The 13949-nt window shown below is 66.5% G+C and carries 10 protein-coding genes; 5 read left to right on the top strand and 5 right to left on the bottom strand.

The window, feature by feature from the left end:
• Positions 1-2 precede the first annotated feature (2 nt).
• Complete coding sequence (locus ACTJI4_RS14575) at positions 3-2990, bottom strand: TonB-dependent receptor domain-containing protein (RefSeq protein ID WP_440869763.1); 2988 nt, start codon at positions 2988-2990, stop codon at positions 3-5.
• Positions 2971-4161 (bottom strand): OsmC family protein, encoded by a 1191-nt coding sequence (locus tag ACTJI4_RS14570; RefSeq protein WP_440869762.1) that lies wholly within the window; start codon positions 4159-4161, stop codon positions 2971-2973. The genes ACTJI4_RS14575 and ACTJI4_RS14570 overlap by 20 nt, the downstream gene beginning before the upstream one ends.
• A 174-nt stretch (positions 4162-4335) precedes the next feature.
• On the opposite strand from ACTJI4_RS14570, the gene ACTJI4_RS14565 reads away from it, so the two are divergent.
• The 4 genes from ACTJI4_RS14565 to katG all read left to right on the top strand — a co-directional run bounded on the left by ACTJI4_RS14565 (position 4336) and on the right by katG (position 10799).
• The gene (locus tag ACTJI4_RS14565) at positions 4336-4719 is read left to right on the top strand and encodes a barstar family protein (protein WP_440869761.1); all 384 of its coding nucleotides are present in this window, start codon (positions 4336-4338) and stop codon (positions 4717-4719) included.
• A 331-nt stretch (positions 4720-5050) separates the two neighbouring features.
• The gene (gene mutS / locus ACTJI4_RS14560; RefSeq protein ID WP_392917538.1) at positions 5051-7606 is read left to right on the top strand and encodes a DNA mismatch repair protein MutS; all 2556 of its coding nucleotides are present in this window, start codon (positions 5051-5053) and stop codon (positions 7604-7606) included.
• A 186-nt stretch (positions 7607-7792) separates the two neighbouring features.
• Positions 7793-8392, top strand: coding sequence for a DUF937 domain-containing protein (locus ACTJI4_RS14555; RefSeq protein ID WP_440869760.1), 600 nt, complete (start codon positions 7793-7795; stop codon positions 8390-8392).
• Between the two features lie 169 nt (positions 8393-8561).
• Positions 8562-10799 (top strand): catalase/peroxidase HPI, encoded by a 2238-nt coding sequence (katG, locus tag ACTJI4_RS14550; protein WP_440869759.1) that lies wholly within the window; start codon positions 8562-8564, stop codon positions 10797-10799.
• A gap of 146 nt (positions 10800-10945) precedes the next feature.
• Here the strand turns inward: katG and ACTJI4_RS14545 are convergent, their stop codons facing one another.
• Together ACTJI4_RS14545 and ACTJI4_RS14540 are read right to left on the bottom strand one after the other, a co-directional pair.
• Positions 10946-11356: an RNA-binding S4 domain-containing protein gene (locus ACTJI4_RS14545; protein WP_440869758.1), complete on the bottom strand. Its 411-nt coding sequence runs from the start codon at positions 11354-11356 to the stop codon at positions 10946-10948.
• Between the two features lie 9 nt (positions 11357-11365).
• Positions 11366-11620: a hypothetical protein gene (locus ACTJI4_RS14540; protein ID WP_392915822.1), complete on the bottom strand. Its 255-nt coding sequence runs from the start codon at positions 11618-11620 to the stop codon at positions 11366-11368.
• A 64-nt stretch (positions 11621-11684) separates the two neighbouring features.
• Between ACTJI4_RS14540 and ACTJI4_RS14535 the strand changes: the two genes are divergently transcribed.
• Positions 11685-13139 carry an MATE family efflux transporter gene (locus tag ACTJI4_RS14535; RefSeq protein ID WP_440869757.1) on the top strand — a complete coding sequence of 485 codons (1455 nt, stop codon included), beginning with the start codon at positions 11685-11687 and terminating at the stop codon, positions 13137-13139.
• Positions 13140-13326: 187 nt separating this feature from the next.
• Here ACTJI4_RS14535 and rplS read toward each other — a convergent pair whose 3' ends face one another.
• Entirely contained in the window at positions 13327-13734 is a 408-nt protein-coding gene (gene rplS, locus ACTJI4_RS14530; protein ID WP_339445816.1) for a 50S ribosomal protein L19, read from the bottom strand.
• Positions 13735-13949 lie beyond the last annotated feature (215 nt).

The following is a 13949-nucleotide window of genomic DNA, read 5'->3' as shown; positions in this document are numbered from 1 at the left end:
GTTCACCAGGTCTTCGAAATACCGAGGTGGAGGTAGCGTCCGTAGGATTCGTGCAGCGCGCTCAGGTAGTTGCCGGTGGCGCTCAGCGGTGGCTCCTTGTCGAACAGGTTTCGCGCGCCCACTTCCACTGCGGTGCCACTGAGCCGACCCCGTGTGAACGCCTTCCTCACCGACAACGCCCAGCGTTGCGTGGAACCGACCACGAACGGTGTGCGATCGGCATAAGCGCCAGCGGTCACGCTGTCGATGTAGTCATCGCGCAGGCGCACCGTCCAGTCCTGGAGGTTCCAGATCAAGGTCGCGCTGGCCCGCCATTCCGGCTTCGCGCCGTTGATGCCCACCTCGTTGGCCGCCCCCAGGTCGGGCACGAGGATGTTCAGCTGCCCGCTGGCGATGGCCGCGGCCACCTGCTGTATCTCGGCCGGTTTCTGTTGGGTGTATTCCTTGAGCTGGCTGGCACTGATCTGCAGCGAGAAGTTGCCCCACGACGTTTCCGGCAGCCGCCAGCCGAGGTTGTAGTCCACGCCCGACGCGGTGAGCGGCCGGCGATTCTGGTAGCGGTTGTAGATGTGCGTCACTACGCCCGCCGGCGCCAGGCCGGAGCCTTCGAACTGCGCGACATCCTCCGCCGTCACCTCCGCCCGCACCACGTTCGGGTTGCTGCTGCCTTCCACCACGCGCAGGTAGGCGTCATACAGCAGTTCCTCGCCCATGGTGCTGATGGGGTTCTCCACCTTCACCCGCCACGCATCCACGCTCAGGCTGATCGCCCCCAGCCCTGCGGGCAGGAACTGCGGCTCGAACACCACGCCCCACGACGATTGCCGGGTGGTTTCCGGCTTGACGTCGTCGCCGTAAGAGGTCACGGAACTCACCGAGGGCTTCACCGACGAGCCGCTGCTGAAGGCATTCAAGCAGGCGCTGTAATCCGGCTGCGCGCCCTTGGTGACCAACGCATGGCAGCGGACCGCGTCGTTGTTGAAGCCAAAGCCATAGGTCGGGGGTGAGTTGACCAGCTCCAGCCCGGGGGCACGGAAACCGCCACTCACCGAGCCGCGCAGCAGCAGGCTGTCCACCACCTTCCAGGCCGCCGCCAGTTTCGGCTTGCCGACCTTGCCGGCATCGCTGTAATCCTCCCAGCGGCCGGCGATCTGCAGGTCCAGCGACTGCACCAGCGGAATACCCTGCGCCGGGGACACCAGTGGCACCGCGAACTCGATCAGCGCCGATTTGACGTTGCGGCTGCCGCGCACGTCCGGCCGCGGGCTGTGGGTAAAGAAGTTGCTGGCCGCCACCGTGCCGGTGTACCAGTCGGCATAAGGATTGCTGCCGTCGATGTTCTCGTCGCGGTCGTCCCGGCGGCTTTCATAGCGGTACTCCACCCCTGCCGCCATGCCGATGTCGCCGGCGTACCAGGTCAGCAGGTCGGAACGGTTCACCTTGAAGTCCCACAGCGCCAGTTCCGTGGTGCCTTCGCGGGTCGCCTCGCCAATGAATGACGAGGTATCGTAAGGCGTGGCATCCCCTACCCGGATGCTGGCGGGGTCGCCGCCGCTGAACGGGTTGTAGGCGCTGGCGTCGGTGCGGTTCACCGCTTCAATGAAGGCATCGGTCAGCCCGCCCTGCTGCGTATCGGTGCTGCGCGCGCGTGAGTACAGCAACGCGGTTTCCCAGTTCCAGCCGCCCTCGGTCCAGCCGCGCACCCCCAGCAGCACCCGCGACTGGTCGTTGTCGACCTTGACCCGGCGGATGCCGGAATCGGCGAACTGGTAGTTGAGCAGCCGGATCGCATCGGCACCGCGCAGTGCTTGCGGAACCCAGTACGCATCCGGGCGGATGTGCAGCAGGAAGCCATCACCGCCAAAGCCCGATTCGCTGCTTACCCACGACTCGGAGGAGGCGCGGTAATAGCCCAGCTCACCGAACAGCTGCAGGCTGTCGTTGACATCGAAGCGGCCGGTGGCAAACACATTGCCCTTGCGGATGGCCGGCGACGTGGTGATCCCCGGCTCGGCCGCCGAATCGTAGTGATAGCGCGTGGGCACCGTGCCCGAGGTCAACGCACCGGTGGTGGGACTGACGTACCAGCTGCCGGTGCGGCGGCTGCCGGTATAGGTATCGAAATGGCCCCACGGCGTTCGGGTGCTGAACCCGGTGGTGCCGTTCGGATCCGGCACGCTGGTGCCATCGCCCACTGGGCGGCGGCCGTCGGTGGCGGTGAACCAGGCATCGGAATTGAGCTGCGAGGTCCGCTTGGAGAAGCCATAAAGCACCGACAGGTTGCCGCGCCCTTCGCTGAAATCGCTGCCGAAGTACCCGTCCAGCGATACCTCTTCGCGGTGGCCATCGGCTACCTTGCCGTAGTTGAGCCGCACGCCGCCGCCATCTGCCAGATTGCTCGGCATCACCAGGTCGACCACGCCGGCCACCGCATCGGAACCGTAGATGGACGCCGCGCCATCCAGCAGCAGGTTGACCCGCTCCAGGCCGAAGACCGGAATGGCGTTGGCGTTGTAGGTGGTGTCATCGCCGCTGTTGCTGATCGGGTGCTGCACGGTGCGGCGGCCGTTGACCAGCAGCAGCGTGTACTTCGACCCCAGATTGCGCAGGTTGATGGAGCCCACGTCACCGCGTGCGACGTTGGAGTTCCGGCCTGCGTTGGTGGTGCCCTTTTCCGTAATGGCCACATCACCGAACTGCGGCAGGCTGCGGAACAGCTCGTTGCCGTTGGTGGCAAGGGTGGCATCGATCTGCTCGCGGTCCACAGCCACCACCGGCAGTGCCGCCTGCGCGCCGCCGCCAGCGATCTGCGAGCCGAGCACGGAGACCTTGTCCAGCGTGCGCGCGTTGGAACCCGGCGTCTGCGATCCCGTTGCAGCGGCTTCTTCAGCCGCTTCTGCCGGCTCGGCGGCCTCCGCCGCCCCGGTCGGCGCAAGCAGCGTGCACAGGGCGAGCGCCAGATGACTGCGCTTAGCGCGTGGCTTCCGCATATGCGCCTCGCACGATGCTGCCTTCCAGCTTCTGCTCGTCCTTGACCAGGTTGTACAGCGGGCAGGTCGCCTCCACCGACTGGCGCAGCGCATCGATCTCCTGCTCCGAGGCCGGCGATTCAATCCGCACCTTGTAACGGATGTCGCTGTACCGTGCCGGCGAGCGCACGTTGTTTCCGAAGCGCGGGCTCACCTGACCCTCCACGGTCAGCTCCAGCGAATCCAGCAGCACATTGCGCGACGCAGCCTGCACTTCAAAGATGTGGGTCAGGCAGGTACCCGTCACGCCGAGCAGGTGTTCCTCAACCGTCGGGGCAAGGCCGTAGCCCAGCAGTCCCGGCGCGCTGTCGTGCAGCTGCTGGTGGTAACCGTCCCTGCCCAGGAACACCCGACGCAGCCCGGTTCGCGGCTCAACGTGGGCGCGGGCAACCAGGGTGTCCGGCTCGGCCGGCCTGGCTTTGCCCGCACCGGGCTTCACCTGCCGGGCCAGCACGGCCGGGCGCTTCTCCTCGGTGATGAAGTCGCGCAGGCCCGGCGGCAACTTCGGATCACGCTCGGCCGCGCTGTGGATGTACTCCACATCCGCATGGCTGACTTGTTGCGGACGGGTGACCAGGTCGATGGCCGAGGAGTTCTCATGCACCGCCCGCTTGAGCGCCTGCAGCTGCGCATCGGTGGCCGGCGAATTGATATAGGCCACATAGGAGAGATTGTTGGGGTAAGCGAGGGTCTCGCTCTTGCGCTCGGGGATGCTGGTGAACACCACGTCCAGGCCATCCAGCGGCACACCCTGCACCGCCGCCTGCACGATGTACTCATCCGCCACCGCGCTGGCCAGCGTTCCTACCAGCGAATCCCAGGAGCCCGCGCCAAGGTTGTAGCCGGCGTAGTTGCGGCCACTGTCGCTGATGTACTGGAATTCGCCGGTGGGCCCGATGCGCAGGCGGCGAACGCCGGAGCGGCTTTCGGCGGTGACCTTGGCATGGATCACGGTAGGCGTGCCGGGCCTGGCCGACTGGGCTTCGATGGCGTCGCGCTTGGCTGCGAGGTAAGTGCGCAGCGGCGAGGCCTGGTCCTCAGCCGAGGAAACCAGCGGCGCCAGCAGCAGCATGGCGCACAATGCGGTGGTGCCGATTACCTTGAACGGCGTCGTGCAGCGTGCGATGGACATGGGCGAACGGCCTCCGGAGTGGTCCGTGAATGGAAGCCCACTCTTTCATGTCGCATCGCCGCATTTAAATAACCGTTGGCAATTCCCATATACATGCCCGACGCCGCCGCGATTCGACGGGTGGGTGCCACTGCTAGAGTCGTGTGCTGACCAGGAATAGAGGGAAAGGACTGAATGGCCACCACCGATCCACTGGTACTGGTGCTGCAAGGCAGTGCGGTAAGTGACATCCCCAGCTTCTACGCCGAGATCAACCGGGTCTTCATGGCCAACGAGGATTGGGAGCTCGGGCACAGCCTGGATGCACTGGATGACATGTTGTACGGCGGCTATGGCGTATTGGCCGGGCACGAAAGCGCGACGGTCATCTGGCAGGACATCGAGCACACCCGCAGCGCGCTGGGAGGGGAGACCACCCGCGCATGGCTGCAGGCGAAGCTGGATGCAGAAGGCACGTTCAACGTACGCACGATCGCCGCTCAGCTCGAGGCGCTCGATGCCGGCGAAGGCCAGACTTACTTCCAGATTGTCATGGAGATTTTTGCGGCGCATCCCTGAATCCAGCTGGAAGGTCGCTGAGCCTCCCTGGCCGAAGGGCCCCGATGGGTAGGGTCGATTCCCAAACGACTGCTCGTAGACGAGCAACGCGCGGTGGCGCATGGACGCGACCGGAGGAACGGTTCCGTTCAAGGTCATGCGTTACCGGGCGTGGATTTACCATCGGCAGTCGTCTTGCGACCGACCCTACCCTTCAGTCAGCCAACCGTTTAGGTGCGCAGGCCGCAGCCGCAGCTGCGGCCCTCCCCTACAATGTGGAGTCCGGCCTGCCCAAGGCCCCGCCACCGATGGACCCCGCGTGACCCAGAAGCCCGCTGAACACACCCCGTTGATGAAGCAGTTCTTTGCCGCCAAGGCTGGCTATCCGGACCTGCTGCTGTTCTTCCGCATGGGCGACTTCTACGAGCTGTTCTACGACGACGCCCGCAAAGCGGCCCGGCTGCTGGATATCACTCTGACCCAGCGCGGCAGCTCCGGTGGCGCGCCGATCCCGATGGCCGGCGTTCCGGTGCATGCCTACGAGGGCTACCTGGCGCGGCTGGTAGCGCTGGGCGAGTCGGTGGCCATCTGCGAGCAGATCGGCGATCCGGCGCTGGCCAAGGGCCTGGTCGAGCGCAAGGTGGTGCGCATCGTCACCCCCGGTACCGTCACCGATGAGGCGCTGCTGGATGAGCGCCGCGATACCCTGCTGATGGCGCTGTCGCGCGGAAAGCACGGTTACGGCATGGCCTGGGCCGACCTGGCCGGCGGCCGTTTCCTGGTCAACGAGGTCGATTCCGACGACGCGCTGGAAGCCGAGCTGGCCCGACTTGAGCCGGCCGAGCTGCTGGTGCCGGATGAAGAGAACTGGCCGGAATTCCTCAAGCAGCGCAGCGGCATCCGCCGCCGCGCACCCTGGCTGTTCGATGCCGACAGCGGTCGCCGCCAGCTGCTCGCGTTCTTCAAGCTGCATGACCTGACCGGCTTCGGCATCGACGATAAGCCACGCGCCACCGCTGCGGCCGGCGCCCTGCTGGGGTATGTCGAAGAAACCCAGAAACAGCGCCTGCCGCACCTGACCTCGATTTCAATCGAAACGGCGAGCGAGGCGATCGCGATGAACGCGGCCACCCGCCGCCATCTCGAGCTGGATACGCGCGTGGACGGCGATACCCGCAACACGCTGCTGGGGGTGCTCGATACCACCGTCACTCCCATGGGCGGCCGCCTGTTGCGCCGCTGGCTGCATCGCCCGTTGCGCCTGCGCGAGGTGCTGGTGCAGCGCCACGATGCGGTGGCCACGCTGATCGACCGCGGCGCGGACAGCGATCTGCGCGACGCGTTCCGGGCGCTGGGCGATCTGGAACGCATTCTCACCCGGGTGGCGCTGCGTTCGGCGCGCCCGCGCGATTTCTCCACGCTGCGTGATGGCCTGGGCCTGCTGCCGGACGTACGTGCGGTGCTGGCGCCGCTGGACTCCCCGCGCCTGGTGACACTGCGCGAGTCTCTGGGCTCGCACGACGAATGCGCACACCTGCTGGCCTCGGCCATCGCCCCTTCGCCGCCGATGAAGCTGAGCGACGGCGGCGTGATCGCCGAAGGCTACGACGCCGAGTTGGACGAGCTGCGCCGACTGTCGACCCATGCCGATCAGTTCCTGATCGACCTGGAGCAGCGCGAACGTGCCAGCAGCGGCATCGCCACGCTGAAGGTGGGCTACAACCGCGTGCACGGCTACTACATCGAAATCAGCAAGGGCCAGAGCGACAGGGCGCCCGTGCATTACACCCGCCGCCAGACCCTGACCAATGCCGAGCGCTACATCACGGAAGAACTGAAAACGTTCGAAGACAAGGTACTGTCCGCGCGGGAACGTTCGCTGTCACGCGAAAAGCTGCTGTACGAACAGCTGCTTGATACGCTGGCGGGCGAGCTGGAACCGCTCAAGCAGTGCGCCGCCGCGCTCAGCGAACTGGACGTGCTGGCCGGCTTCGCCGAACGCGCGCAGGCGCTGGACTGGGCGCGCCCGGAGTTGGACACCGCCCCGTGCCTGCGCATCGAGCGCGGCCGCCACCCGGTGGTGGAAGCGGTGCGCGAGCAGCCGTTCGAACCCAACGACCTGGACCTGCATCCGGACCGTCGCATGCTGGTGATCACCGGCCCGAACATGGGCGGTAAATCCACCTACATGCGGCAGAACGCGCTGATCGTGCTGCTGGCCCACATCGGCAGCTTCGTGCCGGCCAGCCGCGCGGTGATCGGCCCGATCGACCGCATCCTGACCCGCATCGGCGCCGGAGACGACCTGGCGCGCGGGCAATCGACCTTCATGGTCGAGATGAGCGAGACCAGCTACATCCTGCACCACGCCACGGCACAGTCGCTGGTGTTGATGGACGAGATCGGCCGCGGCACCTCCACCTACGACGGCCTGGCCCTGGCCGATGCGGTGGCCCGCCACCTGGCGTACGAGAACCGCTGCTACACGCTGTTTGCCACCCACTACTTCGAGCTCACCGCGCTGGCCGACGAGCAGCATCAAGGCGGCACCAGCGGCATCGCCAACGTGCACCTTGACGCGGTGGAGCACGGCGAAACACTGGTGTTCATGCACGCGGTGAAGGACGGCCCGGCCAACCGCAGCTTCGGGCTGCAGGTGGCCGCCCTGGCCGGCCTGCCCCGCGCCACGGTGGCCCAGGCCCGGCGCCGGCTGGCTGAGCTGGAGCAGCGCGGCGGCGAGACCGTGGCGGCCACCATGGCGCCCCAGGCGCTGGATGCGCCCCAGCAGTTCGGGCTGTTCACCACGCCCTCCAGCAAGGCGCAGGAGGCGTTGGCGGCGCTTGATCCGGATGAGCTGACCCCGAAGCAGGCGCTGGAGGCGCTGTACCGGCTTAAAGCGCTGGTGTAGTTGGCGCGGGTCACGACCAACGGTCGTGACCTACCGCGTTCGCGGGGGTCGGGTGGGCCGAATCTGCGGTTGCGCCCGACCGTTAATCGGGCGACCGGCGCGGCCGGGCGCGTGAAGCCTTCGCATTCCCTTCGTGCACGCGGCGTTATGCTCCGTCGGTCCCATCCCGGGTCGAAGGAGTCGATCGTGAACACGAATTCGCTCACCGCATCCCTTTTCTCGCAGTTGCAGGGCACTGGCGTCCAGCAGGTTTCCCGGCAGCTCGGCCTGGACCCCAACCAGGCCACCCAGGCGGTCAGCGCCGCTCTGCCCCTGTTGATGGGCGCGCTGGGCAGCAACGCCAGCCAGCCGCAGGGCGCGCAGTCGCTGCTCAATGCGCTCCAGAAAGATCATCTCGGCGGCAGCGGCGGTGGTTTCGACCTCGGCGGAATCCTGGGGGCCGTGCTGGGCGGCGGCGGCGGAGGTGCGGCCACCAACGGCGCGGGCATCCTCGGCCACGTTTTTGGCGGCCAGACCAATCAGGCGGCCCAGGTGCTGGGCAACAAGACCGGCCTCGACAGTGGCCGCGCCGGCCAGCTGTTGGCAATCCTTGCGCCCATTGTCATGTCGTTCCTGGCCCAGCGGTTTGCCCAGCAGGGCAACGCAAACGAGCTCGGCCAAGCGCTGGGCGCCGAAGCACCACCGGCGGCTGCCGGGGGCATTGGCGGCCTGCTCAACGCGTTCGACCAGGATGGCGACGGCCAATTCGGCCTCGGCGATGTCATGGGCATTCTCGGCAAGCGCTGACCTGCCCGGGCGCCTGCCTCATGACCGTCGCCCATCGATAGTCCATCCCTATCAATTCGGTCAATTCAATTGAATTTACCAACCGCAGAAGGGCGCATAGGGTAGTCGGGCTGCCCTCGCGTCTTCACGCGGGGCCCATTCCACATTCGCCAGTCCACAGGTGCTACCCATGAAAAGCGAAGCGAAGTGCCCGTTCAACCACGCCCTTGTCGGCGATGCCACCACCAACCGCGACTGGTGGCCCAACCAGCTCCGCGTGGACCTGCTCAACCAGCACTCCTCGCGGTCGCACCCACTGGGCGCTGACTTCGATTACGCCCAGGCGTTCTCCAAGCTGGACTACGCCGCGCTCAAGGCCGACCTCACCGCGCTGATGACCGATTCGCAGGACTGGTGGCCGGCCGACTTCGGCCACTACGGTGGCCTGTTCGTGCGCATGGCCTGGCACAGCGCCGGCACCTACCGCATCGGTGACGGTCGCGGCGGCGGCGGCCGGGGCCAGCAGCGCTTCGCTCCGCTCAACAGCTGGCCGGACAACGTCAGCCTGGACAAGGCGCGCCGCCTGCTGTGGCCGATCAAGCAGAAGTACGGCCAGGCCATTTCCTGGGCCGACCTGCTGATCCTCACCGGCAACGTCGCATTGGAATCGATGGGCTTCAAGACGCTCGGCTTTGCCGGCGGCCGCCCCGATACCTGGGAACCGGACCAGGACGTGTACTGGGGCCGCGAAACCACCTGGCTGGGCGGCGATGTGCGCTACGCGCACGGCTCCGAAGGCGTGGTCGAAGACCATGGCGTGCTGGTGTCCGATGACGACGCCGACGGTGACATCCACTCGCGCAACCTCGAAAATCCGCTGGCCGCCGTGCAGATGGGCCTGATCTACGTGAACCCCGAAGGCCCGGATGGCAACCCGGACCCGGTCAAGGCCGCCATCGACATCCGCGACACCTTCGGCCGCATGGCCATGGATGACGAGGAAACCGTGGCCCTGATCGCTGGTGGCCACAGCTTCGGCAAGACCCACGGCGCCGGCCCGGCCGACAACGTGGACGTGGAACCCGAAGCGGCTGGCCTTGAACACCAGGGCCTGGGCTGGGCCAACAGGTTCCGCAGCGGCAAGGGCGGCGACACCATCACCAGCGGCCTGGAAGTGACCTGGACGCGCACCCCGGCGCAGTGGAGCCACGACTTCTTTGAGATCCTGTTCGGCAACGAATGGGAACTGACCAAGAGCCCGGCCGGCGCCCACCAGTGGGTGGCCAAGAACGCCGATGCCGTGATTCCCGACGCGCACGACCCGTCGAAGAAGCACCGCCCGACCATGCTCACCACCGACCTGTCGCTGCGCATGGATCCGGCCTATGAAAAGATCTCACGGCGCTTCCTGGAGAATCCGCAGCTGTTCGCCGATGCCTTCGCGCGTGCATGGTTCAAGCTGACCCATCGCGACATGGGGCCGCGTGCCCGCTATCTGGGCCCGGAAGTACCGGCCGAAACCTTCATCTGGCAGGACCCGGTGCCGGACGCGCCGAAGACGCAGATCAGCGCGACCGATGTGGCGGCGCTGAAGCAGCAGATCGCGGCTGCCGGGTTGAGCGTAGCCGAGCTGGTCTCGACAGCTTGGGCCTCGGCCTCCACCTTCCGCGGTTCGGATAAACGCGGTGGTGCCAACGGCGCGCGCATCCGCCTGGCCCCGCAGAAGGACTGGGCAGTGAACCAGCCCAGACAGCTGGCCAAGGTGCTGGCAGCGCTGGAGCAGATCCAGACCGGCTTCACGGGTGAGGGTGGCGCGCAGGTCTCGCTGGCCGATCTGATCGTGCTGGCCGGCAATGTCGGCGTGGAGCAGGCCGCCAAGGCCGGTGGCCATGACATCAGCGTGCCGTTCACCCCGGGGCGTACCGATGCCAGCCAGGACCAGACCGACGTCGAATCGTTTGCAGTGCTGGAGCCGTATGCCGATGGCTTCCGCAACTACGTGAAGGGCCGCTACAGCGTGCCGGCCGAGGCACTGCTGATCGACAAGGCGCAGCTGCTGACCCTGACCGGGCCGGAGCTGACCGCGCTGGTGGGCGGGCTGCGCGTGCTGGGTGCGAACGTGGACGGCAACACCCAGGGCGTGCTGACCGATCGCCCGGGTACCCTGAGCAACGACTTCTTCGTCAACCTGCTGGACATGCGCACGCAGTGGAAGGCCAGCGGCGATGGTTACGAGGGCGTCGACCGCAACGGCGGCGGCAAGCGCTGGACCGGCAGCCGTGCCGACCTGGTCTTCGGCTCCAACTCGGTGCTGCGTGCGGTGGCCGAGGTGTATGCCAGCGCCGATGGCGAGAAGAAGTTCGTGCACGACTTCGTTGCCGCCTGGGCACGGGTGATGGAGCTGGACCGGTACGACCTGCACCGGTGATGCGGATCTGCATGGCGCACGACCAACGGTCGTGCGCTACCCGCGTCAATCGGGTCGTTTCATGGCGCACGACCAACGGTCGTGCGCTACCCGCGTCAATCGGGTCGGTTCGTCGGTAGGTACCCACCGTTGGTGGGTACGTTGCTTCAGATCGCGTCGATATCGCCCAGCGCGCGGATCAACCGCCGCGCGCGTTTGTCGGGGCGGTGCTCCGGCGGTTGGTAGCCATTCTTCGCGGCCGCACGCTGCGCGCGCAGCTCGGCGCGGCGCGCGCGGGAGGCTTCGCTTTCCTCATACAGCTGCTGCGCCACCGGCGCCGGGCCACGCAGGTCGCTCAATCCGCGCACCTGCACCTCATACACTTCGTCGCCGCGGCTGATCTGCAGCTGCTCGCCCACGCGCACGGCGCGCGAGGACTTCGGGCGCTGCCCGGCCACGTCCACCTTGCCTGTTTCCACCGCCTGCTTGGCCAGGCTGCGGGTCTTGAAGAAGCGTGCGGCCCACAGCCACACATCCAGCCGCACGGCGGAAGGCTCGAGCGTTTTTGTTTCAATCATGCGGTGGGTTCAGCTCCCCGGCTCAGCCGGTCGTCGGTTCAGCGGTTGCGGCGCCGACGGATTGCCACGGCACCCGGTGCCACCGATCAGCACGGGTACCCCCGCATCCAGATCGCGGCGCTGGCTGCCGACCTGGCATTCCGGTCGGTCCATCGGCCGTACCTGCGCATCGCGCAGGCGGTCGTCTGTAGTCGAACATGCGGGCAGCAGCGCGGCAATCAAGAGTGCCGCGAGTGCGGGGATGAACCGGTCAGGTGTACGCATCGCGATATCCCGGTTACGGGGTTGGTGCTAGTGTGCCGCTCTCCGGGCTTGATCTCCAGAGCACATGGCCAAAGCGCCGCTTGACCTGACTACCGGCCCGATCGGGCGCAATCTGTTCCTGTTTGCCCTGCCGATCCTGGCGGGCAACATTGCCCAGTCGTTGAACGGCTCGGTGAATGCGGTGTGGGTGGGCCGCTTCCTCGGCGAGGCAGCGCTGACTGCTACCGCCAACGCCAACAACATCATGTTCTTCCTGATCGGTTCGGTGTTCGGCATCGGCATGGCCGCCACCATCCTGATCGGCCAGGCGATGGGCGCCAAGGACATCCCGCAGGCGCGGCGGGTGATGGGCACCAGTGCCACCTTCTTCATCGGGTTGTCGGTGGTGATCGCCATCGCCGGCTGGTGGCTGTCGCACCCGCTGCTGGCGGCGATGGGCACGCCGGCCGCGTCACTTCCGCTGGCCGAGGCCTACCTGCGCATCATCTTCCTGGCGATGCCTACGCTGTACGCGTTCGCCTTCCTCAGTTCGGCGCTGCGCGGCGTCGGCGATTCACGCACGCCGTTCCGCTTCCTGCTGCTGTCGGTGGTGCTGGATATCGGCTTCAACCCGCTGCTGATCTTCGGCATCGGGCCGTTCCCGAAGCTGGGCATCGCCGGTGCGGCGTGGGCCACGCTGATCGCGCAGACGCTGTCGCTGATCGGCCTGCTCTGGTACATGCGCAACAAGCGCCATGTGCTGTGGCTGGGCCGTAAGGACATGCGACTGTTCAGGATCGACACCGAGATCCTGCGCGCACTGGTGGTCAAAGGCGTGCCGATGGGCCTGCAGATGGTGCTGATTTCGCTGTCGATGATCATGATGATGACCATGGTCAACAGCTATGGCACCGACACCGCCGCAGCCTATGGTGCGTCGCTGCAGCTGTGGACGTATGTGCAGATGCCGGCCATGGCGATCGGTGCGGCGTGTTCGTCGATGGCGGCGCAGAACGTGGGCGCGGGCAACTGGTCGCGGGTGCGGGGTACCGCGCGCAGCGGCGTGCTGTACAACTTCCTGCTGACCGGTGTGCTTATCCTGCCGCTGATCCTGCTGGACCGTTACTCGCTGGCGCTGTTCCTGCCCAGCGGCAGCGAAGCGCTGGACGTGGCGCGCCACCTCAACCACATCGCGGTATGGTCATTCCTGTTCTTCGGGGTGAACTTCGTCATTTCCGGCGTGGTGCGCTCCACCGGTGCGGTGATACCGCCGCTGCTGATCCTGGCGGCATCGCTGTGGGGCATCCGGGTGCCATTCGCCGAACTGCTGCAGGATCGCCTCGGTGCGGACGCGGTGTGGTGGAGTTTCCCGGTGAGTTCGTTCTGCGCGATGCTGATGTCGCTGGCGTATTACCGCTGGGGCGGCTGGCGCAAGGCGCGCATGCTGCCGAGCCGCCGCGAGGAAATGGCCGCGCCGGCGGAGATTCCCGCATCGCCGCCCTCGCCGGTTGCCGATCCGGATCCGCACCCAACGCGGTAGAGCCCGCCCTGCGCGGCTGCGACGGCCAGCAGGCGCTCATGGCGCCGCACGAAGAGCAGCCACGCAGGGCGTGGCTCTACGAGCAATTCGATCAATTTGCATACATCCGGAAACGCAGACGGCCACCCGAAGGTGGCCGTCTGGTGGGGTAGGTACCGACCGTTGGTCGGTACACCACTCCAGAAGATTACTGGGCAGCCTTGGCAGCCAGGCGGGCGACCTTGGCCTGCGCAGCAGCGGCCAGATCTTCCTTGATGCGGGCAGCCTTGCCTTCCAGGCCACGCAGGTAGTACAGCTTGCCGGCGCGGACCTTACCACGACGCTTCACTTCGACCGAGTCGATGATGGCGCTGTGGGTCTGGAAGACGCGCTCGACGCCGTAGCCGTGCGAGATCTTGCGGACGGTGAACGCGGAGTTCAGGCCAGCGTTCTTGGTGCCGATCACGACGCCTTCGTACGCCTGGACGCGCTCACGGTTGCCTTCCTTCACCTTCACGTTCACGACAATGGTGTCGCCCTGGCTGAACTTCGGCAGCTCACGGGTGATCTGGGCGGATTCGAAGTCCGAGAGGATGGATTTGTTCAGCTTGCTCATGGGTGCACCGATTGTGTTCGTTCGGGTGGGCGTGTCGTTTCGACAACGTAGGCTCATGCAGTCACCGGACTGTGCTGCACGTTTTTTGTAGGGTTTCCACCGCCAGGCGTGAAAGGCCTGATGGGAATCCGCAATTCTAACCAGTTTCTGCATGTGATACCAGTCCGGTAGCGGGGGGGGGGGGGGGGGGGGGGGGGGGGGGGGGGGGGGGGAAG

Origin of the sequence: Stenotrophomonas sp. 22385 (assembly GCF_052045085.1) — a bacterium.
Lineage (GTDB): Bacteria > Pseudomonadota > Gammaproteobacteria > Xanthomonadales > Xanthomonadaceae > Stenotrophomonas.
Note: the sequence above shows the minus strand (reverse complement) of the source record. Positions and strands in the feature narration are given on the sequence as shown.

Excerpts from the sequence above, each read along its gene's own strand:
- ACTJI4_RS14570 (WP_440869762.1), bottom strand. The coding sequence starts at position 4,161 with ATGTCCATCGCACGCTGCACGACGCCGTTCAAGGTAATCGGCACCACC.
- rplS (WP_339445816.1), bottom strand. The coding sequence starts at position 13,734 with ATGAGCAAGCTGAACAAATCCATCCTCTCGGACTTCGAATCCGCCCAG.
- ACTJI4_RS14545 (WP_440869758.1), bottom strand. The coding sequence starts at position 11,356 with ATGATTGAAACAAAAACGCTCGAGCCTTCCGCCGTGCGGCTGGATGTG.
- mutS (WP_392917538.1), top strand. The coding sequence starts at position 5,051 with ATGAAGCAGTTCTTTGCCGCCAAGGCTGGCTATCCGGACCTGCTGCTG.
- ACTJI4_RS14575 (WP_440869763.1), bottom strand. The coding sequence starts at position 2,990 with ATGCGGAAGCCACGCGCTAAGCGCAGTCATCTGGCGCTCGCCCTGTGC.
- ACTJI4_RS14540 (WP_392915822.1), bottom strand. The coding sequence starts at position 11,620 with ATGCGTACACCTGACCGGTTCATCCCCGCACTCGCGGCACTCTTGATT.
- katG (WP_440869759.1), top strand. The coding sequence starts at position 8,562 with ATGAAAAGCGAAGCGAAGTGCCCGTTCAACCACGCCCTTGTCGGCGAT.
- ACTJI4_RS14565 (WP_440869761.1), top strand. The coding sequence starts at position 4,336 with ATGGCCACCACCGATCCACTGGTACTGGTGCTGCAAGGCAGTGCGGTA.
- ACTJI4_RS14535 (WP_440869757.1), top strand. The coding sequence starts at position 11,685 with ATGGCCAAAGCGCCGCTTGACCTGACTACCGGCCCGATCGGGCGCAAT.